21 protein-coding genes are annotated in these 22,302 nt (G+C 65.7%); 9 read left to right on the plus strand and 12 right to left on the minus strand.

What is annotated here, in order from left to right; genetic code table 11:
* Positions 1–2: 2 nt before the first annotated feature.
* From CDO81_RS08415 to CDO81_RS08450, 8 genes are read right to left on the minus strand one after another with little or no spacing between them, the layout of a single operon-like run.
* A complete protein-coding gene (locus tag CDO81_RS08415; protein ID WP_088482731.1) occupies positions 3–419 on the minus strand; it encodes a nuclear transport factor 2 family protein in 417 nt (138 codons plus the stop codon).
* Positions 416–1,174, minus strand: coding sequence for an SDR family NAD(P)-dependent oxidoreductase (locus tag CDO81_RS08420; protein ID WP_088482732.1), 759 nt, complete (start codon positions 1,172–1,174; stop codon positions 416–418). The genes CDO81_RS08415 and CDO81_RS08420 overlap by 4 nt, the downstream gene beginning before the upstream one ends.
* Complete coding sequence (locus tag CDO81_RS08425) at positions 1,171–1,701, minus strand: DUF3833 domain-containing protein (protein WP_088482733.1); 531 nt, start codon at positions 1,699–1,701, stop codon at positions 1,171–1,173. Before CDO81_RS08425 ends, CDO81_RS08420 begins: the two co-directional genes overlap by 4 nt.
* A complete protein-coding gene (locus CDO81_RS08430; RefSeq protein ID WP_088482734.1) occupies positions 1,698–2,936 on the minus strand; it encodes an MFS transporter in 1,239 nt (412 codons plus the stop codon). Before CDO81_RS08430 ends, CDO81_RS08425 begins: the two co-directional genes overlap by 4 nt.
* Positions 2,920–3,468 carry a chalcone isomerase family protein gene (locus CDO81_RS08435; RefSeq protein ID WP_088482735.1) on the minus strand — a complete coding sequence of 183 codons (549 nt, stop codon included), beginning with the start codon at positions 3,466–3,468 and terminating at the stop codon, positions 2,920–2,922. The genes CDO81_RS08430 and CDO81_RS08435 overlap by 17 nt, the downstream gene beginning before the upstream one ends.
* Entirely contained in the window at positions 3,468–4,682 is a 1,215-nt protein-coding gene (locus CDO81_RS08440) for an SAM-dependent methyltransferase (protein WP_088482736.1), read from the minus strand. Before CDO81_RS08440 ends, CDO81_RS08435 begins: the two co-directional genes overlap by 1 nt.
* A gap of 5 nt (positions 4,683–4,687) precedes the next feature.
* On the minus strand, positions 4,688–5,416 hold the full coding sequence (locus CDO81_RS08445; RefSeq protein WP_088483036.1) for a DUF1365 domain-containing protein: 729 nt from the start codon (positions 5,414–5,416) through the stop codon (positions 4,688–4,690).
* Between the two features lie 17 nt (positions 5,417–5,433).
* Positions 5,434–6,756 carry an NAD(P)/FAD-dependent oxidoreductase gene (locus CDO81_RS08450; RefSeq protein WP_241516922.1) on the minus strand — a complete coding sequence of 441 codons (1,323 nt, stop codon included), beginning with the start codon at positions 6,754–6,756 and terminating at the stop codon, positions 5,434–5,436.
* A gap of 536 nt (positions 6,757–7,292) precedes the next feature.
* On the opposite strand from CDO81_RS08450, the gene CDO81_RS08455 reads away from it, so the two are divergent.
* A complete protein-coding gene (locus tag CDO81_RS08455; protein WP_088482738.1) occupies positions 7,293–8,267 on the plus strand; it encodes a MerR family transcriptional regulator in 975 nt (324 codons plus the stop codon).
* Between the two features lie 13 nt (positions 8,268–8,280).
* Entirely contained in the window at positions 8,281–9,144 is an 864-nt protein-coding gene (locus tag CDO81_RS08460) for a ferritin family protein (protein ID WP_088482739.1), read from the plus strand.
* Positions 9,145–9,215: 71 nt separating this feature from the next.
* Here the strand turns inward: CDO81_RS08460 and CDO81_RS08465 are convergent, their stop codons facing one another.
* From CDO81_RS08465 to CDO81_RS08475, 3 genes are read right to left on the minus strand one after another with little or no spacing between them, the layout of a single operon-like run.
* A complete protein-coding gene (locus CDO81_RS08465) occupies positions 9,216–10,082 on the minus strand; it encodes a hypothetical protein (RefSeq protein WP_088482740.1) in 867 nt (288 codons plus the stop codon).
* 10 nt (positions 10,083–10,092) lie between these two features.
* Positions 10,093–10,962, minus strand: coding sequence for an ABC transporter ATP-binding protein (locus CDO81_RS08470; protein ID WP_088482741.1), 870 nt, complete (start codon positions 10,960–10,962; stop codon positions 10,093–10,095).
* Complete coding sequence (locus CDO81_RS08475; RefSeq protein WP_088482742.1) at positions 10,959–11,312, minus strand: GntR family transcriptional regulator; 354 nt, start codon at positions 11,310–11,312, stop codon at positions 10,959–10,961. Before CDO81_RS08475 ends, CDO81_RS08470 begins: the two co-directional genes overlap by 4 nt.
* Positions 11,313–11,966: 654 nt before the next feature.
* Between CDO81_RS08475 and CDO81_RS27515 the strand changes: the two genes are divergently transcribed.
* Positions 11,967–13,499: a hypothetical protein gene (locus CDO81_RS27515; RefSeq protein ID WP_144397169.1), complete on the plus strand. Its 1,533-nt coding sequence runs from the start codon at positions 11,967–11,969 to the stop codon at positions 13,497–13,499.
* A gap of 10 nt (positions 13,500–13,509) precedes the next feature.
* Complete coding sequence (locus CDO81_RS08490) at positions 13,510–15,825, plus strand: DNA cytosine methyltransferase (RefSeq protein ID WP_088482745.1); 2,316 nt, start codon at positions 13,510–13,512, stop codon at positions 15,823–15,825.
* A gap of 243 nt (positions 15,826–16,068) precedes the next feature.
* On the opposite strand, the gene CDO81_RS08495 is transcribed toward CDO81_RS08490, so the two are convergent.
* Complete coding sequence (locus tag CDO81_RS08495) at positions 16,069–17,070, minus strand: hypothetical protein (RefSeq protein ID WP_088482746.1); 1,002 nt, start codon at positions 17,068–17,070, stop codon at positions 16,069–16,071.
* Positions 17,071–17,318: 248 nt separating this feature from the next.
* Between CDO81_RS08495 and CDO81_RS08500 the strand changes: the two genes are divergently transcribed.
* From CDO81_RS08500 to CDO81_RS08520, 5 genes are all read left to right on the plus strand, one after another.
* Positions 17,319–17,627: a hypothetical protein gene (locus CDO81_RS08500; RefSeq protein WP_088482747.1), complete on the plus strand. Its 309-nt coding sequence runs from the start codon at positions 17,319–17,321 to the stop codon at positions 17,625–17,627.
* A gap of 148 nt (positions 17,628–17,775) precedes the next feature.
* On the plus strand, positions 17,776–18,453 hold the full coding sequence (locus CDO81_RS08505) for a hypothetical protein (RefSeq protein WP_144397170.1): 678 nt from the start codon (positions 17,776–17,778) through the stop codon (positions 18,451–18,453).
* Positions 18,398–20,395: an integrase catalytic domain-containing protein gene (locus CDO81_RS08510; protein WP_088482749.1), complete on the plus strand. Its 1,998-nt coding sequence runs from the start codon at positions 18,398–18,400 to the stop codon at positions 20,393–20,395. Before CDO81_RS08505 ends, CDO81_RS08510 begins: the two co-directional genes overlap by 56 nt.
* Entirely contained in the window at positions 20,380–21,336 is a 957-nt protein-coding gene (locus tag CDO81_RS08515; RefSeq protein ID WP_088482750.1) for a TniB family NTP-binding protein, read from the plus strand. Before CDO81_RS08510 ends, CDO81_RS08515 begins: the two co-directional genes overlap by 16 nt.
* A complete protein-coding gene (locus CDO81_RS08520; protein WP_088482751.1) occupies positions 21,323–22,279 on the plus strand; it encodes a TniQ family protein in 957 nt (318 codons plus the stop codon). The genes CDO81_RS08515 and CDO81_RS08520 overlap by 14 nt, the downstream gene beginning before the upstream one ends.
* Positions 22,280–22,302: the final 23 nt, after the last annotated feature.

The raw sequence follows: 22,302 nt of genomic DNA on the forward strand, positions 1-22,302 counted from the left end.
CACTACGTCGCCTTCAGGCGGCGTTTGAGCAGTCTCATGAGGGCGCCGAGGACGGGGAGCTTTTCGTAGAGCTCCTCGGCGGCGTCCCAGTAGTCGCGGTGGTCGGCCACGAGGCCGGCGTCGTCGAAGCGCAGGTGGCTCGCGCCGCGGATGACGAAGTCGCCGGCATGGAAATCCCAGCCCAGGAAGCACTGGTCGCCCTCGGCGATGACCGAGGTCACGACGAAGCGCGGCGCCTTCACGGTCTCGAACATGTGCGCAAAGATGCGCCGCACGGCCGCGCGGCCTTCCACTTCGTTGAACGGGTCCTTGAAGCGGCAGGTGCGGGCGTAGCGGGCAGCCAGCTCGTCCAGCGTTGCCGGGGCGAGCGCTTCGTACAGGCCGATCAGCGTGGCCACGCGCGGATCGCTGTGGGTCATCGGTTGGTCTTGCTGACGAGCGGGAAGTAGAGCCGGTAAGGCAATTGGCGCAGCGCCTTCATGAAGCGCGTGAAGCGCTTGGGGAAGTGGATCTCGAAATCACCTGCCGCCCAGCCCGCCAGCATGGCGCGGGCCGCCTGCTCGGGGCTGATCTCGGCGGGCATGTGGAAGTCGTTCTGTGCCGTCATGGGCGTCTTCACGAAGCCCGGGTGGATGACCGATACGCCGATGCCGCGTGGGTGCAGGTCCAGGTAGAGCGCCTCGGCCAGGTGGCTGAGCGCCGCCTTGCTTGGCCCGTAGGCCAGCGCCTTGGGCAGGCCGCGGTAGCCGGCCACGCTGGAGATGAAGCTCAGGTGGCCGGTGCCGGCGGTGAGCAGCTGGGGCAGCACGGCGTCCAGCAGATGCAGCACGCCGTTGAAGTTGATCTCGAGGTGCCTGCGCGCCTCGGCGAGGTCGAAGTTGGCCGCACCCATGGCGCGGTAGTAGCCGGCGCAGTAGACGCACAGGTCCACGGGGCCGAGCTCGCTGGCAGCGGCGTGCAGCGCGGGCAGGTCCAGCACGTCCAGCGGCAGCGCGCGGCTTCCCGGATGAGCGGCGACGAACTTGTCGAGCAGCTCGGCCTGGCGGGCCGAGACGATGACGCGGGCCCCGGCGGCATGCAGCGCGCTGGCGGTGGCTGCGCCGATGCCGGTGGAGGCGCCGATCAGCCAGGCGGTCTTGCCCTGCCAGTCGCGAAGGGGCGGGTTCAGGCTCATGGTTTGTAGAAGCTCAAGGTGACCTCGCCGAGGTCGATGCCGAACTTGCTCATGCGCGCCTTGTTGAGCATGACGCGGTCGTCCATCAGGTACATCCAGTCGTCGAACTGCACGTCGTAGGTGGTGTTGTCCACCGGCAGGCGCAGCGTATAGCTCCAGCGCAGCGCATTGCCGCGGGCGATGCCCTCTGCCTCGCCGATGACGTCGCCGGCCGTGCCCTTGTAACGGCCATTGCCCAGGGCCGTGATGGTCCACACGCGGCGTTCGGTCTTGCCGTCGCTGTAGAGGAAGTCTTCCTCCAGCGTGCCGACATCGCCCTGCCAGCGGCCCACCAGCTTGACCGTGAAGCGGCGCTTCACCTTGCCAGCGCGGTCGGTGAAGAGACCGTGCGCGGTGAGTGGGCCGTTGAAGTAGGTCTTGAGATCCAGCGCCGGCTTCTCGGCGGCGTAGTCCTCGGGCACGGGGGCGCTGGCGCAGCCGGCGAGCAGGGCCAGGGCGGAGGCGGAGAGCAGCAGGCGTCGGTTCATGGCTTGGCGATGAAGTAGCGGTAAAGCAGCGCAGCCGCGGCGAGCTTGAGCGCGCAGGGCAGCAGGCAGTAGGCGAGGGTCAGGGCTTGCAGGGCCTGCGCATCGCGCTGGCCGGGGGCATAGCCCAGCAGCTGCAGCAGCGGCAGGGCCAGGCCCGCAGCGAGGGCGAGGTTGAGTTTGGTCGCGGCGTTCCACCAGCCGAAGAAGGCGCCTTCGGCTTGGCCCGCGTGGCCGGCGCGCTGGATGACGCCGGTCAGCAGCGCGCCGGCCACGGCCAGGTCGGCGCCGAGGGCGGCGCCGCTGGCGATGCACACCGCCAGGAAGCCGTTCCGGTCGCCCTCGCCCAGCACCGCGGCCCAGGCGAAGGTGGCGATGGCCAGCCCCATGCCCAGGCCCCAGGAGCGCGGCTGGCCCAGGCGTGCGATGACGCGCAGCCACAGCGGTAGCGACACGACTGCCGCTGCGAAGTAGCTGGCCAGGAACAGGCCCTGGGCCTGCGGCAGCCGCAGGCGGTCGTCGATGAAAAACAGCAGCAGCGTGGCCGGCACGGCCGCTGCGATGCCGTTGAGCAGGTACACCGCCAGCAGCCGGCGGAACTCGGGCACCCGCCACGCGAGGGCCAGCGGCGCCGGCTCGGCCGGGCTCACGCCGGGCTGCGGCGCAAACGCCAGCAGCACCAGGCCCAGGGCCAGGGTCACCGCCAGCGCCACGGCCGTGGCGCCCAGGCCCAGGGTCGACGGCAGCACGCTGGCCGTCACCACCCCCACCAGCGCGAAGCCTTCGCGCCAGGCCACGACGCGGGTCTGGCGGGCCACGCCGCCGCCCAGGCGCGCGCCCCAGGCCTGGTGCAGCACGGTGAGCAGGCTGTAGGCGAGGTAGGTCAGCACCAGCAGCACGCCGGCCCACGCGAGCAAGGCGCCGGGTGTGCGTGGCAACGGGAAGAACAGGCCCGCGAAGCCCGCGGCCAGCAGCACGCCGGCCAGGGGCAGCTGCCACAGCAGGCCGCGCCGCCCGAGGGCGCGGTCGCTCAGGCGGCCGATCCAGGGGTCGGCCACGGCATCCAGCGCGCGGGCGGCGAGCAGCAGCGCGCCCAGGCTGGCCAGCGGCACACCGAACTGGGTGGCGTAGTGCTGGGGCAGGTGCACATACAGCGGTAGCGCAACAAAGGCGAGCGCCAGGCCGAGTGCACCGTAGCGCAGGCCGTCCAGCGGCGGGAGTTCAGCCTTGTCCGTCACGGCTGCCCAGCAGCTGCTCGCGCAGCGCCGGCTCCGAGGTCTGCGGGCTCAGCCAGATGCCGAAGAACAGCCGTGCGAACTGCGCATCGTCGATGCGCTGGCGCGGCTGGCCGTTGAAGAAGAACTGCGCCCCGCTGCCGGGCTCATAGCGGCCGGTGAGGCGGTCGCCGTCTTTCACGTCGGGGAAGGCGGCCTCCATGGCCTTGAGCCAGGCCTGGCCCTGCGCCTCGCTGATGCTGGCCTGGCGGCGCATTTCCGCGAGCGACCGCTTGGCGATCTCGCGGCCCACCAGCGAACGGGCGTACTGCAATTCGAGCGCCAGCGGCTGCTCGGCCCAACTCGCGGCCTGCACCGGCTCGGCCGACCACAGCCGTGCGTCGTAGATGGACAGCCCGAAGTAGCGGAAGCGCCCCTGGCCGCGCAGCTTCAGCCCAGCCAGCTCAGGACCTGGCTGCGCCTGGGCGCTCGCCGTGAGTGCCGTGCCCAGGGCGACCAGGCTGCCGAGCGAAGCCAGAGCGCGGCGGCGGTCCATCAGTCCCTCACCAGGGTGAACTGCATGACGTCGGTATTGCCGGCCGCAAACGCCGCCTGGCAGTAGGCCAGGTAGAACTCCCAGAGCCGCATGAAGCGCGTGTCGAAGCCCAGTTCGCGCACGCGGCTGTCGTGGCGCAGGAAGGTCTCGCGCCAGCGGCGCAGGGTCTCGGCGTAGTCCGCACCGAAGGCCAGCTCGTTGACCACGCGCAGGCCGGCGCGCTCGGCATGCAGGCGGAACTGGCTCGGGCTGGGCAGCAGGCCGCCCGGGAAGATGTACTGCTGGATGAAGTCGGTCGAGCGCACATAGCGGTCGAACAGGTCGTCGCGAATGGTGATGCTCTGGATGCAGGCGCGGCCGCCCGGCTTGAGCTTGTCATGCACGGTGCGGAAGTAGCCGTCCCAATACTCGCGGCCCACGGCCTCGAACATCTCGATGGAGACCACGGCATCGAAAGGCTCGTCGGCGATGTCGCGGTAGTCCTGCAGCCGCAGGTCGGCGGCCAGGCCCGCGGTCGTGAGGCGATCGCGGGCCCAGGCCAGCTGCTCGTGCGACAGCGTCACGCCGGTGAGGCTCGCGTTGAAATCACGCGCAGCCACTTCGGCCACCGCGCCCCAGCCGCAGCCGATCTCCAGCACCCGGCTGCCCGGTGCCACCTCGGCTTCGGCCAGCGCGCGGCGCATCTTGGCCTGCTGCGCAGCGACAAGGTCGCCACCGCGCTCGCCCTCGAACCAGGCGCTGGAGTAGTTCATCGTGGGGTCAAGCCACAGGCGGTAGAACTCGTTGCCCAGGTCGTAGTGGGCCTGGATGTTCTTGCGGCTGCCGCTGCGGGTGTTGCGGTTCAGCGCATGGCGCAGGCGGTACAGCAGGCCGCCCCAGAAGCCACCGTAGAAGAGCTGCTCCAGTGCGGTGCGGTTGCGGATGAACAGCTCCAGCAGCGCGCTCAGGTCAGGGCTGGTCCAGTGCCCCGCCATGAAGCTCTCGGCGAAACCGACGTCGCCAGACTTCAGCGCGGCATCGCACACGGCCCAGTCGCTGATGCGGATGGCCGCGCGCGGCTGCTGCTCGTTGCCGAAGTGCAGCAGGTCGCCTTCGGGGGTCTGCAGGTCCAGGCTGCCGTGGCGCAGGTGTTGCAGCAGGGCGAGCACGCGGCGCGCAGTGCGGGGGAGGTCGGCCGCGAGCGCGGGCAGGGAGGTCGTGGTGGTGGTCGGCATGGCGGTCAACGCGTCACGAAACGCTCAGGAGGCTGGGGTTTGGAGAAGAAGGGCACGCGCTTGAGCCACAGCTTCAAGGCCTGCCAATGGATGCGCGCGACGATCATCATCGTCAGCGCCGGCATGGCGAAGAAGGCGCGGCGCGCCGCCGTCGTGGTGAGGGGCGCCAGCTGGCCGGACAGGCTGGTCAGCAGCAGCGGGCCGGTGTCGTCGTCGTGGTCCACGCAGCTCACCACGTGGGCTGCCTGGCGCATGAAGCGAAAGCGGTAGCGCCCCTCGACGCGGCAGAAGGGCGACACATGGAAGACCTTGGCAGCCCGCTGCTCCTGGCCCCAGGCCAGGTCGGGCCCGCGCAGCAGGTAGCAGTGACGCTCGCCGAAGGTGTTGTTCACTTCGACGACGATGGCCGCGAGCCCGCCGTCGGCCCGCTCGCAGAACCAGAAGCTCACCGGCTTGAACACATGGCCGAGCACACGCGGATAGGTCTGCAGCCAGACTTCGCCGTCGGCGTCGTCCACGCCTTCGGCCGCCATCAGGCCTTCAAGCCAGGCCAGCGCATCGCCGCCGCCCTCGCCATGGTCGGCATCATGAAAGCTGAGCCAGCCGCGGCCGTTGCGGTTCAGCGCCGCGCAGGCCTCGCGACGCAGCGCGCGCATCGGCAGCCACAAAAAGTAGCTGGCGTAGGCGAAGGCGTGCTCGCGCGGACGCAGCCGGCGGTGGAACACCTGGCCCATGCCGAGCTGGGCGATGTTCACGCCAGCACCCGCTCGGCGACCTGCTGGGCCGCCGTGAGGCCCGACAGCAGGCCGTCTTCATGAAAGCCGTAGCGCGTCCAGGCGCCGGCATACCAGACGCCGCCGGCGCCCTGGATCTCCGGCAGCCGGGCCTGGGCGCGCACCGCGCCGTCGTCGAACACCGGATGCGCGTAGTCGTAGCGGCCGATGACGGTCGAGGCCTCGGGCTGGCGCAGGGGGTTCAGCGACACGACGACCGGCTGCTCGAAGGGCAGGGGCTGCAGGCGGTTGAGCAGGTAATGCAGGCAGACCGACGCGCCCTGGCCTTCGTGCTGGCCCGCACTCTCGTAGTTCCATGCCGCCCAGGCCGCGCGGCGGCGCGGCAGCAGGCGGGCATCGGTGTGCAGTACGGCGACATTGGGTTGGTAGCGTACGGCGCCCAGCAGCTCGCGCTCCCGCGGGTTTGCATCAGTGAGCAGGGCCAGGGTCTGGTCGCTGTGGCTGGCGCAGATGACCGCGTCGAAGCGCTCCTCGCCGCGTGCCGAGGTGAGCACCACGCCGCCGCCGGGCTGGCGCTGCAGGCGCAGCACGGGGGTGGACAGGCGCACCTCGTGCAGGGCCGGCAGCATGGCATGGACGTAATGGCGCGCGCCGCCGGCCACCGTCCACCACTGGGGCCGGTCGTTGACCTGCAGCAGCCCGTGGTTGTGGCAGAACCGGATCAGCGTGCGCATGGGGAACTGCAGCATCTGGGACGTCGGGCACGACCAGATGCAGGCCACCATCGGCAGCAGGTACCAGTCCCGAAAGCCCCGGCCGAAGCGGTGGCGGTCCAGGAAGTCGCCGATGGGTTCGCCCAGCGCTGCCTCCTCGCCGCGCCCAGCCAGCTCGGTGCACAGGCGGTTGAAGCGCAGCAGGTCGGTCAGCATCGCCCAGAAGGCGGGGCGTGCGAGGTTGCGCTTTTGCGCGAAGACGGTGGCCAGGTTGCTGCCGCTCCATTCCACGTCGTCCGCTGGCACCTGGGCGGAGAAGCTCATGTCGCTGCGCGCGGCGCGCACGCCGAGCTGGTCGAACAGCTGGATCAGCAGCGGGTAGGTGCGCTCGTTGAACACCAGGAAGCCCGTGTCCACGCCATGCGTGATGCCGCCGAGCGTCACGTCCACGGTGTGGGTGTGGCCGCCCGCGTAGCTGCCGGCCTCGAAGAGCGTGACATGGGCCCGGTCGCTCAGGCTCCAGGCGGCCGACAGGCCGGCAATGCCGCCGCCGATGACGGCAATGCGCTTGCTGGTGTGGCTGCCCGGCCCGCGGGGGTGGCCGCGCCCGCGCAGAAAGTCCAGCACCGGGGCCGCATGCGCGCCGGCCGGGCCGCCGGTGAAGATCGGGCCCGCGTCATCGACACGGGCCCGGGTTGTAAAAGGGGCCGCGGAACGCCTCGGAGCCAACGAGGGAGGGAGGGAGGAGGAGGAGAACGGCTCCGGGCTGGCTGCTCTGGATTCAGAGAGGTTGCGCGACCCAAATTCGGCGTTGAACGGGGCAGGGCAGGGCGACGACGCCCCCGGGTTTCCACCCGGTGTGTAGCGTGAGAGTCGCTCCGAAACATGAAGTTCTCGGGCGCTGTACCCAGTTCGGGCGACGATTGTTGTCGTCATGGTCGGGTGTCCTGCGCTGTCTTCGACGTTCCGGAACTGGTTTGAAAACAGTGCGCCATGCGCCTGTACCAGGGGGACAATCGAGTGATGTTGTTGATGATTTGTCCTGGGCAAATTTTGTTTGCCGGCCTATATTACGTCAGTGGGCGCGTCTTGTCTCACTTTTGTCCAGGACAAATCTTGAAACCTTCCACTGCACCGCGGCTGCTGCCGGCGGCCCGTCAGCCATGACCGGCCCTGAGACTTACGCGCCCAGCGAGGGAACGGATGCAGCGCCACCCGCGGGCGCGATCGGTATCGCGGCGGTCGAGCGCGAGACCGGCATCAATAAAGAGACGCTGCGCGTGTGGGAGCGCCGCTATGGCTTCCCGGCACCCTGGCGGGACGCCACGGGCGAGCGCCTGTACCCGCCGGAGCAGGTGCACAAGCTGCGGCTTGTGCGCCGCCTGATGGATGCCGGCCACCGCCCGGGCCGCGTGGTGGGCGCGCCGGTGGAGGAGCTGGCCACGCTGCTGCAGCCCGCACCCAACCCCTTGCTGAACCCGGGTGCCCCGGCGGAGGCGCCTGAGATCGCGGCCTGCACCGACGCCCTCAAGCAGCACGACATCGACGGCCTGCGCCGGCTGATGTCGCAGGCGGTGTTGCGCCGCGGCCTGGCCGGCGCGGTGACCGAGGTGTTCGCGCCCATGACCACCCGCATCGGTGAGCTGTGGATGGCGGGCGACCTGCAGGTCTTCCAGGAGCACATCTACAGCGAGTCGCTGCAACTCGTGCTGCGCCAGGCCATCCAGGCGCTGCCCGCCCCGGCCGCCGGCGGCCCCCGCGTACTGCTGACGACGCTGCCAGGCGAAACCCATGTGCTCGGCCTGCTGATGGCCGAGGCGCTGCTGACGCTGGAGGGCGCCGCCTGCCTGTCCCTGGGCGCGCAGACGCCGCTGGGGCAGCTGGTGGCGGCGGCGGAGGTGCACCGGTCGCATGTGGTGGCGCTGAGCTTCAGCATCCAGCTGGCCAATCGCGCCGTCCATGACGGGCTGACGGACCTGCGCGCCATGTTGCCGCCCACCGTCGAGATCTGGGCGGGCGGTGCCAGCCGTGCGCTGCGCCAGACCTCCGCGATCGAGGGGGTTCGTTGCCTGAATGGGTTGGGCGACATCACCGCCGAAGTCACGCGGCTCCGTGAACTTTTAGAATCCGGCCTCTAAACGAGGACCCGCCATGCTTTACCCCGAACTGTTCAAGCAACTCGAAGCCGTGCGCTGGAACATGGACAGCGACATTCCCTGGGACAAGTTCGACGCCAGTCTGCTGTCTGACGAACAGGCGCAGACCATCAAGATGAACGCCATCACCGAGTGGTCGGCGCTGCCGGCGACCGAGATGTTCCTGCGCGACAACCGCGAGGACAGCGACTTCTCCGCGTTCATGAGCGTGTGGTTCTTCGAGGAGCAGAAGCACAGCCTCGTGCTGATGGAATACCTCAAGCGCTTCCGCCCCGACCTCGTGCCGACAGAAGAAGAGCTGCACGAAGTGCGCTTCGACTTCGACCCCGCCCCGGCGCTTGAGACGCTGATGCTGCACTTCTGCGGCGAGATCCGCCTGAACCACTGGTACCGCCGCGCGGCCGAGTGGCACACCGAGCCGGTCATCAAGGCCATCTACGAAACCCTGTCGCGCGACGAAGCCCGCCACGGCGGCGCCTACCTGCGGTACATGAAGCGCGCCATGGCCAAGTTCGGCGACGAGGCCCGCGCCGCCTTCGCCAAGGTCGGCGTGCTGATGGCCTCGGCCCGCCGCACCGCCCAGGCTCTGCACCCCACCAACCTGCACGTCAACGCCAAGCTCTTCCCGCGTGACACCATCCAGAGCCGCCTGCCTGACCCCGAGTGGCTGGAGCGCTGGCTCGACACCCAGATCCAGTTCGACTCGGTGTGGGAGAACAAGGTCGTTGAGCGCATCCTGCACAACATGAGCCTGCTGATGGACCGCAGCTTCGCCACCGTGCAGGAGCTCAACCGCTTCCGCAAGGAAATGGCCGCGCGCCTCACGCCGCCGGCCGGCAGCGGCCTGGCGCCGGCCTGAGTCCACGCGGCACCGGCAATGCAAAAGAGGCCCCGCGGGGCCTCTTTGTCTTGGCGGGCCTGCAGCCGTCTTCAGCCGCCCCGGGCCCGCTTCATCACCACCAGCGCAAAGCCGGCGGCAGCGAGGGCGGCCCAGCCCAGGAACTGCAGCGACGCCAGTTCCAGCAGCGCCTCCCCGAAGTCCTTGGCCACCCAGGCCCAGAGGTTCACGTCCGACATCAGCGCCTCCTGCAGCCCGGGCGGGTTGTGCACCATCGCCGTGTTGACCTGCAGGTTCCAGGCCTGCAGGGCATCGACCGGCCAGCTGATGCCGTAGATCTTGTCCAGCACCAGCACCGCGATCAGCGAGCCCACCAGCACCACCGGCACGCCCAGGCGCTTGAGCCAGGCGGAGGCTGCCATCAGCACGAAGATCAGCGGCGACAGCCACAGCAGCATCGGCACCGTGCCCGCGAAGGCGCGCACCAGGAGTGGCGCCGCGGCCGACATCACCTCCGACCAGTCCACCGCCGTGACGGCGCCGAAGCCATCCTGCTTGGCGACCACCGACATCGCGATCGGCACCCCGAACAACATGCCGATCACCGCGCCGCCAAGCGGCACCAGCCAGGCATGGGCCAGCACCGTGGCCGCCACGCTCTCGCTCGGTCGCCCGGGCAGCGACAGCCAGAACTCGATGGAGCGATCTTGCGTGTCACGCCGCGCCAGCCCCGGCAGCTGGAACAACGCCACCAGCAGGCAGATGCCGTAGATGGCCACCGTCGAGATCATCACGATGATCAGCGCGACCAGCTCGCGGTGCTTGTCCGGCAGGCCCTGCACGCTGCCGATCGGCAGCATGGCCAGGAAGAGCAGCGGCGGTGCGAGGGCGGCGATCAACCAGCCGCGCTTGTGTTGCATCCATTCGCGCAGCAGCAGGGTGGGGAGATGGGTTTGCATGGCAGGTCCTTCAGGCTTGCTTGCTGTTGAGCGCCGGGTTGCGGGTCAGCGCCATGAAGAGGTCGACAAGGCTCGGGCGCACGCGCTGGCCGAGGCTGGCCACATGCTCCGGCGGCGCGCCATCAAACAGCGAGGTCGTGCGACCTTGCTCGCGGTAGCGCAGCAGCGGATGAGCCGCCGCCATGGCGTCCGCCGCGGCGGGGTCGTGGTTCAAGGCCACGAAGCGACGGTCGATGTCTTCCAGGCTGATGGCCAGGGCCACGCGGCCCTCGTCCAGCATGATCACGTCGGACAGCAGCGCCTCCACTTCCTCCACCTGGTGGGTGGAGATCAGCACGCTTCGCTCGCCATCGCACCATTCGTCGATCAGCATCTCGTAGAAGCTCTTGCGCGACACCACATCCAGGCCCAGCGTGGGCTCGTCCAGGATCATCAGCTTGGCGTCGATGGCGGCGATGAGCGCCAGGTGGGTCTGCGCCACCATGCCCTTGGACAGGCTCTTGATCTTGTCGCTCTCGCTCACGCTGGTGCGCTTGAGCAGCGCCCGCGCCCGCTCGGCCGAGAACTTGGGCTGCAGCCGGCTCATCAGCGTGATCAGCTCGCTCACCCGCGCCCAGCGCGGCAGCACCGCCACGTCGGGGATATAGCTCAGCTGTTCCAGCAGCTTCTGCCGGTCGCCTGCGGGGTTCAGGCCCAGCACCGTCATCTCGCCCTGCACCGGCAGCAGGCCCACCAGCGCCTTCATCAGCGAGGTCTTGCCCGCGCCGTTGTGGCCCAGCAGCCCCACCACGCGGCCCTGGGGCACGGTGATGGACACCTCATTGAGCGCCGTCTTCTTGCCGTAGCGCAGCGTCGCGTTCTTGACTTCGATCAGGTTCATGTGGCCTCCCAGTTCAGATCCTTCGCGCTCAGCCCCAGCCGCTTGAGCTTGGCCCGCAGCGCCGGCCAGTCCTTCTGCAGGAACTGCTCCCGCTCCTGGCGCAGCAGCCGCTCGCGGGCGCCCACCGTCACATACATGCCCAGGCCGCGGCGCGACTCGATCAGCCCATGATCGCTGAGCGCCTGCAGGGCGCGCGTGACGGTCAACGGGTTGATGACGTACTGGCTCGCAAGCGAGCGCACCGAGGGCAAGGCCTCGCCTTCCGGGGGGCTGCCGTCGAGCAGCTGCACGGCCAGTCGGTCGGCCAGCTGCTGGTAGATCGGCGCCTGGTCAGTCCAGGTGGGAGTCATGGGCGCTCCGGGGTGTGTTGCTGATGTAGCACACCATATCTCCCGGGGCGGGAGAGGACCTAGCGGGGAGCGACAGACTGCAGATTTGGGGGGATGGGTGGGCCGTGTCCTCAGCTGGCCGATGTCGGTTTGCGCTGAGTTCGGAACTGTTTGCGCTTAACTCTGAACTCGTTCTAGCATCCGCAACGGGTGCCAAATCGATTGCAAGTTGTTGATTGGAAACAAGGTTTTCGCTTCCGCGTAGGCGGATGCTCGCGGATGGCAGGCATGGCCTCAGCAACATCCATGAGTTTTTTCCCCCTCTGCAAGCAGCCGCTCACTGCCCTATACTGATTTTATTCACAGTGCTTGAGATGCGTGCTCTTCTCAACGCAGTGTTATGTGCCTCATGTAACATAACAAGATGGCAAGAGGTGAGTCAGGCAGGATCGTTATCGAGGTTGACCCGGCACTGAAGCGTGAGCTTTATGCCGCTTTAGCGCTGTCGGGTAGCACCCTTAAGGATTGGTTCATACGTAGTGCGGGGGACTATTGCACCTCTGGCGTGCAAGGGTCGCTCTTCGCACCGGTCGTGAGTGCGGCCGGCGCGATTCGGAATGAGACCGACGAGGCAGTCCAAGTGAGCGATGAGGCGCAGACGGAGTCCGCTGAGTAATGCCATACGACCACAACGCTGAAGCCGACTTTGCCGCCTCAGAGGTTGCCCGCATGCTCGTGGCCGACCCAGGGCTTTGCTACGACGCCGCATCGCTACCCGCTTCGATCAGCGCCTCGGCCTCCTACGAGCCGTCGGCGGCGGGGTGGCCGAAGGCCGATGGTCTGGTGTCCGTTCTTGAAGGGGGCACTACGACCCAGCGTGCCATAGCCTTGGAATACAAGCGTCCTCAGGAAGGTATTCATGGCCTGCTGACGGCGATTGGCCAAGCGCATGGCTACTTGCACAAAGGCTACAGCGGGGCCGCAATCGTCATCCCAGGGCGATACAGCTCTCACCCGACGCCGGCTGAATACGTCCGTGATGTCTTGAACGCGATCAGCGGCAGCAGGGCGATTGCAGTCTTTAGCTATTCGCCACCAGACACCACAAGCCCAACACCTTTTGCCGGGCGAATTCAATGTGTTCGACCCCTGGTGTTCGACGCTGGTCGTGTGCATCTGCGGCCGGCCAACCAAGGGCCAAAGACCCAGTGGGTCCATATGCGGGAAGGCTCGACCACCCGCGATGCGTTTTTTCGCTTTCTCCAGGTCGCGAAGCGGCTGTCCGCAGACCCCACCGCTCCGCGGCCCACGCTCAGGAGCGAACTCGTGGCCGCTATTGGTCGACTGGCCCCCGGCAGGGACCCAATCGAGTACATAACTAACACTGCGGACAACAAGTTTTTGACCAAGGTCTGGCAATTCTTCTGGCTCGAATGGCTAGCCACGCCAGCGGTGCTGACGCCTTGGAAACTTGAAGCAGGAGTCTATTCAGCGCCTGGCGCTAGGACTCGCATCCTTCGTGAAGATGGGACGGACTTCAGCCAACTTTGGGAAGGGCGAGTCAATAGCCTCAAAGAGACCATCGCCGGCATGCTGAACCGCGGTGAGATTAGTGAGGCGCAGGGCTGGGAAGCATTTGTCGGCGGAATCTCTGCTACTGGAGGCGGCCAAGATAAGCAGGGCGTGCGTGCGAGGGCACACAGCTACCGCGAAGACATCGACAGCGCTTTGGCTCAGCTCAGGTGGATCGAAGACGACGGATTGCCAACGGACCAGGGCTACCGGTTCATGACTATCTGTGAACGGTATGGAGGAGCCAACTCCCGTGCCGCCATCGACTACATGGGTGCCACGCTCATCCAGACCGGGCGCTACGCGTCGTTCTTGCATTACATCAATCGCCTGTCCGAGCGCAAGTTCGCCGAGAACCCTCTCGCCTACACGAAGCCGGGGCCTGGCGGCATGCCCGTGTTTACCGAAGAGTCTTATTGGGAGTATCTGCAGGACCTGGAAACGAAGCTAACCGACGAACTTAGGGTCATGAGAAAGGTGTCTGGAAGAGCCCGTCCCCGAGTTCGCACCACGTTCCAGGTGGAGCTGACCCTGTTGCGCAACTATGGGTTCGTTAGCTCCACGAGGCACCGGCTCGGCGTCGGCATTCCTATCGACTGGGAGCAGGTCGTGCAGGCCCTCAATGTAGACCTATGAAGCAGTTCAAATGAAAAGCAACAACGACTATCAAGCCGAGTCAGGTGCAGCCCGAGCAACGAGGGCGCGCACTGTCAAGGGTGTTCCGACCGCCGTGGGGCTGTTCGTCGGGGCGGGCGGGCTTGACCTGGGATTTCGGCAGGCTGGGTTCAAACTCTTGGCCGCATCAGACTTCGAGCCTGAGGCCGAAGCCACGCACCAGCTCAATTGGCCGGGAGTGCCATTCATCCTGGAGGACGTTCGCAAGCTGACCGTCGACAGAATTGCCGAGGCAACGCAAGGACGCAGGCCGGATGTGGTGATAGGCGGGCCGCCGTGTCAGGGCTTCTCGACACTCGGAAGTCGGCTCTCGGCAGATCCCCGGAATGATCTTGTTGACGCATTCATTCGCATCATCGAAGGGCTGCGTCCGCAGGCGGTCGTGATTGAAAACGTCCGTGCCATCGCGACCGAATACAACGGTCGCTATCGCGATTACATCATTGCACGCCTGAAGGACATCGGCTACCACGTGAACTTTTCTGTGCTGAATGCTGCCGACTACGGCGTGCCTCAGCTTCGCAAAAGGGCGTTCTTCGTCGCATTCGCGGACCCCCGGGTTCAATACGAGTTTCCCGCTCCGACGCATGGTCCCGACCGACTGCCTTACGAGACGGTTGGCAAGGCAATCATGGATCTCGCGAGGCGCGGCGAAAGCATCCCCAATCACATTCAACTCAAGCACACCGACAAGGTCGTTGCTCGCTACAAGCTCATCAAAGAGGGAGGCATGTTGCCCCCGGCGTCGGAGCTTCCCGAGGATATCCGTCGCGAAAACTTTGGCAGCACCTACAAGCGACTTCACCGCAAAGCTCCGGCACTGACTATCGTGCCAGGCAACAACGCGCTACCCATTCATCCGACGCAACACCGTAGCCTCACCCCGCGCGAAGCTGCGCGTATTCAATCATTCCCAGACGACTACATCTTCACCGGGGACAGACGGCGCCAGTGCATTTTGGTTGGTAACGCTGTACCTCCGCTTCTGGCAAAAGTCATTGCCCAGTCGGTTTGGGAGCGCATCCTTCCGCTGAAGGGAGCTATGGCAGAGCTGCGGCATGCCAGAGAGCAACTTGTGCCCAAGCAACCGCCAGTTCCGCGAAAGGCGTCGTTGCATCTGACCGCGCACATCGCCGAGGATGCCCCAGGTTTCGTTGACCTGTTCTCAGGCGCTGGCGGTTTCAAGATCGGCTTCGCCCGTGCCGGCTTGCGGCCGCTGCTTTGTGCGGACAACAACAAAAAGGTGTTCGCCACGCATGAGCACAACTACCCGAACGTCCCCTTCATTCTTGGCGATGTTGGGTTGCCGGAGGTTCAACAGTCCATCGTCGAAAGCGTCGGCGGGCAAGAACCGTTCGTGGTCGTGGGCGGTCCGCCATGCCAAGGCTTCTCGATGTTCGGAAAGCGCCGCATGGCTGATGGGCTCGGCCTCAATCCGCGCGAGGACCCTCGCAATCGTCTCGTTTTCTCATTCGTTGATACCGTGGCGAAGCTCAATCCACGGTGGGTGGTGATGGAGAACGTGGCTGGCTTTGCGTCGCTAGATGATGGTTGGTTCGTCGAGCAAGTCGTGGCAGAACTTAAACGGTTCGGGTATTCCAATGTTGAGCATCGAATACTCAACACGGCTGACTATGGCGTGCCGCAGCTTCGGAAGCGGTTCGTTCTGATCGCAAACCGCACGGGCCACGTAATCCCATGGCCCAAGCGGAAGTTCCACGCTTCGCCCGAGGACTGGCAAAAGCCATATAGGACTGTTGGCGAGGCTATCGGCGACCTTGCGGACGATGCAAGCTATCGCAGGCAGACGTGCCACGTTCCGATGAATCACAAGCCCTTACAGGTAGAGCGCTACAAACGGATTCCGGAAGGCGGCAAGCTCGACGTTGAGGCTCTTCCCGCGGAGCTTCGTAAGGGATACAGAACCGATGAAGTGAAGAACTTCAGCCACGTCTTCAAGCGCCTTCACCGGAACAAGCCGGCGTCAACTATGGTGCCTGGGCACAACGCGTTCCCTATTCATCCCTGGCTCAACCGAGCGCTCACAGTGCGCGAGGCCGCACGCATTCAGACATTCCCGGACGAGATTGAGTTTATAGGTGCTCGTGAAGATCAGTGCATGCAGGTTGGCAATGCTTTCCCGCCGCTGCTTGCCGAACTGATTGCGAACAATTTGATGAGGGCGGAAAGCGGCGGGTGGCTGCCTGGTGCTGTGCCAAAGCTGGCCCGTTACTCGTTGCTGGAACTTGAGGTTGCGGAGACGCAGGAGGAACTTCCTCTGGCGTAGTCAATACGGCCGGGGCCGCACGATCCCGTCGGCTCGCTACAACGCGCGTTGCGCGCAATGTATAGGCGCGCCACGTCGGGACGGCTTCTCTGGACTATCGTCTGTCTGCTGGTGGAGGCAGAGCCAGCGTTTCCTGTAGCAAGCTAGCTAAGCGTAGGACAGCCCCACGCAACACGCGACTGGTGCGGATCAGCGTACAACGCTACTGGTTGCCTGCCGCGCACCAGCTGCAGCGGAGGTTGTTCAACTGAATTGACGCGTTCGAAATGGCTCCGGTTCCAAAAACACGTATGGATCGTTGGGATCGATAGCCCAGAGATCTTCACCGCTGGACGCTGCGTCCGGTGGGCTATTTCGATGCCCGCCCAGGCTGTGCACGTTCAAGCCCCAGCGATGAAGATTCAGGTGCTTGGACGCGAGGTCGAACTCAACCGAGGCGGCCGGCGAGAAGTCAGCCTGTTGCAACCCGCCGGCATCAAGCAGCGGAACGGGGTTGAATGCCCAGAAGTATCCGAACCCCCACTTAGAACCCAAGAGGTCCTGGCCGATGCGCAGCAGCTGCCGGTCGGTCTTGAGCTCTGGCGAGCCTTTTGCGACACGACGTATCGCTAGCACGAACTTAGACACGACCTGGAGATAGTGGCCAGGCGGGAAGCCGTAGTGGGCGCCCTTGCGGCGCGCCATCGGCATGATCCTTTCCTCCAAGAGGTCGGCCAGCGCCAGCGCGATGCCGCCGCAGATCAGCGCTGGGCCAAGCAGGACCATCATCCGCCACACGCTTCTGCCCCACAGAAATGCAGCCTCGCGTTGGCCGTCGAGATGCGCCAGGCGCAGCAGCAAGATCTCGGCGGCCAACGCGTCTAGCCGGGCCCGCAGTTCCAGCATCGTCGCTTGTTTCGCGCCGGCCGTTCCGTCTTGCGAGCTGGCCCAAACGACATCGCGAATCTCAGGCTCAAGCTGCCGCAGCAGCCTGTTGATTTGTGAGCGCGTCAGCTGGCGATCCGTCAGTGCCGGCCAAAGCGGGCTACGCAGACATGCGTTGGCACCCGGATGGGCGCGCTCGACGGCCGCGAGGATGCGCGTGGGCCGGTGCCGTCCCAAGAAATAGCCCAACCATAGGTTGGTGAAGACGGGATCGACCTTGTTGCAAGCCGCGCTGTGCGGTGCAAAGCGGCGCTCCAGCGCCTTGTAGTCCTCGTCGTTGAAGGCGGCGCTCACCCAGTACGTCCAGTACACCGTCTTCAAGGCATCAGTGATAACCCGCCTTGGCGCTCGGCCGCCAGGCTTTCGAGTGGACGGGAAATGGGCGCGACTCCGGAACTGCGCCAGCGAAAGTGCAGCAGATTCAGTAGCTTGCATGGGCGCTGACGACGGGAAACGACGAGGTTGTATGTCCCAACGTTACCTTGGACGACAGGGTGGGGGTTTCCTACGATCCGCAGCGAACTCAGCGTGACTGGGCAACACCTGCCTCTCCAGACGCAAGCAGCGCAATGAAAAGCGACAGCCAAGACAAGCTGGCTCAAGAGATTGAGCACAGCCTTCACGAACGGCACGGGCCGATGCTCGGCGGGGCGGCGCTCTATCGCGCGCTGGGCTACCCAACCGCTGCAGCGATGCGACAGGCCGTCGCGCGGGGCCGCGTGCCTGTTCCTCTCTTCGATATCGAAAAGCGCCGTGGGCGCTTTGCGCTGACGCGAGATGTCGCCGCATGGATGGCGCGCTGCAGGGCCAACGGCCTGACGTCACCCGCCGCCAATCAACACCGTGCAGCTTCTGCAAGCGAGGAGAACGGCATGTAGAAAAAACGCCGACCACCCTTTCGAATGACCGGCGTTTTCCGCTGGGAGTTACTCCAACGGTTTGGCGACTTGAGTATCTCCCTGCGGTTGACGGTGGTCAAGCTCGTCCCGGCGCCTGGCGTCGGGGCCACCCACCGCAAGGAACCCCATGGACCAACCCGTCCGTCGGCTCATCAAGCCGACCACGCCTCGGACCGTCCACCTGCTGAACTTGAGAGGCGTACTGCCGTCTCCGGTGCAGGCCGAGGCCACCACCGAAAGTGCCTTCGTACAGGTCGCGGCGCTATGCCCAGCGACCCGCTACGTGTCTTCCCAGCCGGAGACCCTTGAGCTTCCAGGGCAGAACTACACCCCTGACTACCGCGTCGAAACCCTCGATGGCCGAACGGCAGTCTGGGAAGTCAAGCTCGAAGCCAAGGTGCCCAAGCACCGAACCCTGTTCAACCTGGCTGCCAGGCACCTGGCCGCGCGCGGCGAACAGTTCTTTGTCATCTCGGAAAAGTCGTTGCGGCGGCGCGATCAACACCACGCCGTGCGCCTGGTGCTGCGATACGCCAAAGGCCACTTCGAGCCCGCTGAACTCGCAAAAGTCACCCAGTACCTGCTGGCTCACCCGCTTGGCGCTTCGATACAGCAACTGATCACCGAGCTGAACGTCGCACGCGATCTGCTGTTTCACCTGATCGCCACGCGCGTCGTCACCTTTGCTGGCGCCGTCAGCACTGCGTCGAACAGCCGCCTCATCCATACCGACTATCGGGAGAAAAACGATGCCCTTTACCTTGCACGCTGGCTTGGCGTTTCGCCGTGGCGCACGGACCTTTGAGCTGATCCGCGAACTGCCTGATGGCAACTGGAGCTACGAGGACAGCCACACCCGTCGCCCGGGCACGATACCCAAGCAGAAGCTGCTGAAGGCGATCTGGGCCGGCGACATTGTGCTCATGGGAAGCGACGCCGCGCCTGCACCGAGGGACGACGAGAGATCTTCGCCCCCGGCGCTGGCCCTCGACAGCCTCAAGGGCGTCAAGTTGGAACGTTTCAAACGGAGGATGACCTACGTCGTCGCGATCCATCAGGCCCATCTCAGCCGCGGCATGCGTCGGCCTATCGACAAGCTCGTCACGAAGGTCGCAGAGAGGATCAACGATGGCAAGCCGCCGTCGAGCAGCACCGTGATGGGCTGGCTACGTGCCTACGAGTCGTCGCAGCACGCGCCCCAGTCGCTGGTCGACGGCAACGCGCACCGGGTCCGCAGCCGCAAGCTCAGGCCGGAGATGGACCGAATCGTCAACGAGTCGATTCGGAAGTACTACCTGACCCGAGACAAGTTCTCGCTGCGACACACGTTGACCATGATTCACGCGCAGGCCAAACCGCTGGTCGTCCAGGGCAAGCTGGCAGAGGCGGACGCACAGATCAGCCTCAGCACCTTGTCGCGACGGGTCGGCGCGATAGACCGGTACCGCGTCATCGAGGCTCGTGAAGGCTCGGCAAGGGCACGGATGGTGACGCGCACAACGATGGACGGGACGACCGCCAGGTACCCACTGGATGTCGTCGAGGTGGACCACACGCCGTTGAACTGGGTCGTGATCTGCGACCGCACCGGCTTGCCGCTCGGACGGCCGCTGCTGACCGTGATGATCGACGCCTACTCCGGCTACGTGCTCGGGTTCTATGTCAGCTTCTATGGTGCCGGGCTGAGCAGCGTGAGCGGAGCGTTGAGATGCGCTCTGAGATTCAAGGCGGACATGGTTGCCGGCATCAAGCTGGAGCACGACTGGATCGCCGAAGGCATTCCCGACACGCTGAAGCTCGACAACGGGCTGGAGTTTCACTCGCCCGTCTTTCAACGCATGGGATGGGAGCTTGGTAGCAGCTTCACCTACTGCCGGGTCAGGACGCCATGGCTCAAGCCGCACGTGGAGCGCTTCTTCGCGTCTCTCGACACCTTGACCTTGACGCGCGGACGAGTCCACAAGCGAGTAGCCAACGTCATCAACCTGGACCCCAACAAGGACGCCGCCATCATGTTCACGGCGTTCGTTCAGGGCCTCGTGATGTACGCGGTCGACTACTACCCGTTCCAGATCAACGAACGCAAGCTGGCTCGTCCCTACGACTTGATGCAGGACGGGCTGCTCAGCGTTCCTCCCGCGCGTTTTCCACACGACATGGAGCGCCTGCGCATGGTGTCGGCGCTGTCCAGGCAGTACACGATTCATCAAGGTGGTGTCGATCTCCACGGTTTGCCGTTTGGCGGCACCGAGCTGCTGTCCATGCGGCAGGCCCACGGCGGGAACTTCAGGGCGTGGGTGAAGTGGGACCCGGACGACATGTCTCAGATCTGGGTTCAGGACCCGCGCAGCCAGCAATGGGTCGCCAGCCCCTGCCGATGGGGCGAGTACGCCGGACTCAGCTGGAACCAGTACCTGATGATCCGCAGGTTCGCGGGGAAAGAACTCAAGCGCAAGGGCGCCTACGAGTACCTTGAACAGGCACGCCTTCGGCTGCATGAGCACTGGCAGGAAGCCGTGAGCTGGAAGACCAGGGCGGATCAGAAGCTAGCTGCGCGCTTCTGCGGCGCCACCTCTGCGCGCGTCTTGGGCGCATCTGCCGCCGCGCCGCTGGACACCACGACACCGTCGGTGGCACTTGCCCAGGCGCCCGTTGAGCCCATCAGCAATGAGCAAGTTTCAGAGGGCTACGAAGAGGACTTCGAGGCCGTCGTCCTGAAAGGAGGCAGCTCATGGCGTGCGATGTGATCGATGCTGACTTTGAGCCGGGTGACGATGACGACAGGGCCATGCACGCGCGTCGGATGTCGATGTACTCGGTCCAGGCGCTCAAGATTGCTCGTGAGGTAGCGAACATGTACATCCTGTTCCCACAAATCAAGACAGCCCTTGCGGCGTTCGATCGCATCTACCAGCTGTCGCGCACCGTCTCGATCCCGCAGGGGGCGCTGCTGAATGGACCGCCTGGCTCGTCCAAGACCAGCGTTGCGCACTACTTCATGCAGTCGTTGCCGCCAGTGCCCGATGTCGTTGATGGCTTCGGCGCCTTGTACTTGCGCCTGCGGCCTGGTGCATCTGCCGGGTTCATCGTGTCGCAGGTGCTCAACGCGGTACGGCACCCCTTCACGAGCGTTCGCCACGACCGCATCACGCCCATGCGTGACATTGCCTGCGAGGCGTTGCAGCACAAGGGCACACGGCTCCTGTTCCTCGACGAGGCCCAGTGCCTGTGTCTGCGCGGTAGGTTGCGCACCGCGGATGACAGGGACACCTCCGCAGTCAACATGCTTCGCGAGATCATGGACCGGGCGGGTGTCGGGCTCGTGCTCCTGGCGGACCATCGGCTGTCCCGTATCGATCAGATCGACCGTGCGCTGGCCGACCGAGTGTCCGTCAGCCTCTCGCTGTCGCACTTCCAGGACGATGGCGCGTGGTCGGCCTTCTTGCGGGGCCTGGCTCAGCACGTTCGTATCCCGAGCCTGCAGATCCTCACGGAAAGTGCCATCCGGACTGCCACCCATGTGGCCACGGGAGGCAATCGGCGGGCAACGATGCGGTTGATCATCGAGTCGGTGCTGATCGCTGTCGATGCTGGCGCCGATGCGGTGACCCTTGCACATCTGCGGCTGGCGTTCGAGCGGACGCACGGGTCGACCAAAGAAGTCCCCAACCCGTATGGCAGCGCTTGACCCACGCCAGTTGCCGGTGCGGCTGGATCTCGCGCCTGCGGAGTCAGGCCTTGGCTTCGCGCTGCGCGCTCTGCGCGCCAACGGCATTGCGTTCGAGCAAGGCATGCGGTGGCTGGACCTCGAACGGCATCGCCCGCTGGATCACCAGACAGTGCTGCGCATTGCCTGGGCCCTCAACGTCGATGCCAGCCTGCTGGGGCCGCGCCTGGTCATGCAGGACAGTAGCCGCCCTGGATGGGTTCAGTACGCCGGTATGCGATTCCGGCGGCAGGTTGCGACCAACAGGCTGTACGCCAAGGTCTGCCCTCAGTGCTTGCGCCGGCATGGTGTGACCAAGCTGAGCTGGCAGCTCCGCGCTGCGGTCGGATGCGCGGAGCATGGCTACAGCCTGATCTGGATGTGCCCTCAGTGCGGTGAATCGATTGGCTGGAACAGGCCGGACGTGGACATTTGCCGATGCGGGCGACATTTCGGGGGCGAGCGGGCCGCCCCGTTGGAACCAGAGGTGCAGGCTTGGCTGAGTTGGTTGGAGGGGAGCATGACCAACACGCTGCCGCCACCGTCCCCAGCGCTTCCGGCTGCCATGCTGCACTTGAGCGTTGACGGAGCCTTTCGCATCATCGAAGCGCTTGGGCTGTGTGAGGTGCCAGGGAGTTCGGTCCGCTCAGCGCTTTCTCGGTGCAAGACGCCCCGTGGCCTGGGTGCCGTCGTGCAGCGAGGACTGCAGCGTCTGAGTGCGATCGAGGCAGATGCGGGAGTCGCCATGCGTCTATCCGGGGTCGCGAACCAGTCGGCCTTGGCGCAGATCGCGGCGGACGCCGCAGCGGAGGAGGATCGGGCGCTTGCCTGGTGGCTCATCCAAAGCATGCGCAGTGGCATCGACCCTGGGTCGACCCGCGCCGGCAGCCGACCGCGGGGCCAGCTGCCGCTGTTCATCGCATGAGCGAAGTTCTGCGTCACGGAGTC

Source organism: Roseateles puraquae (genome assembly GCF_002205845.1).
In the GTDB taxonomy this organism is placed as follows: Bacteria; Pseudomonadota; Gammaproteobacteria; order Burkholderiales; family Burkholderiaceae_C; genus Pelomonas; species Pelomonas puraquae.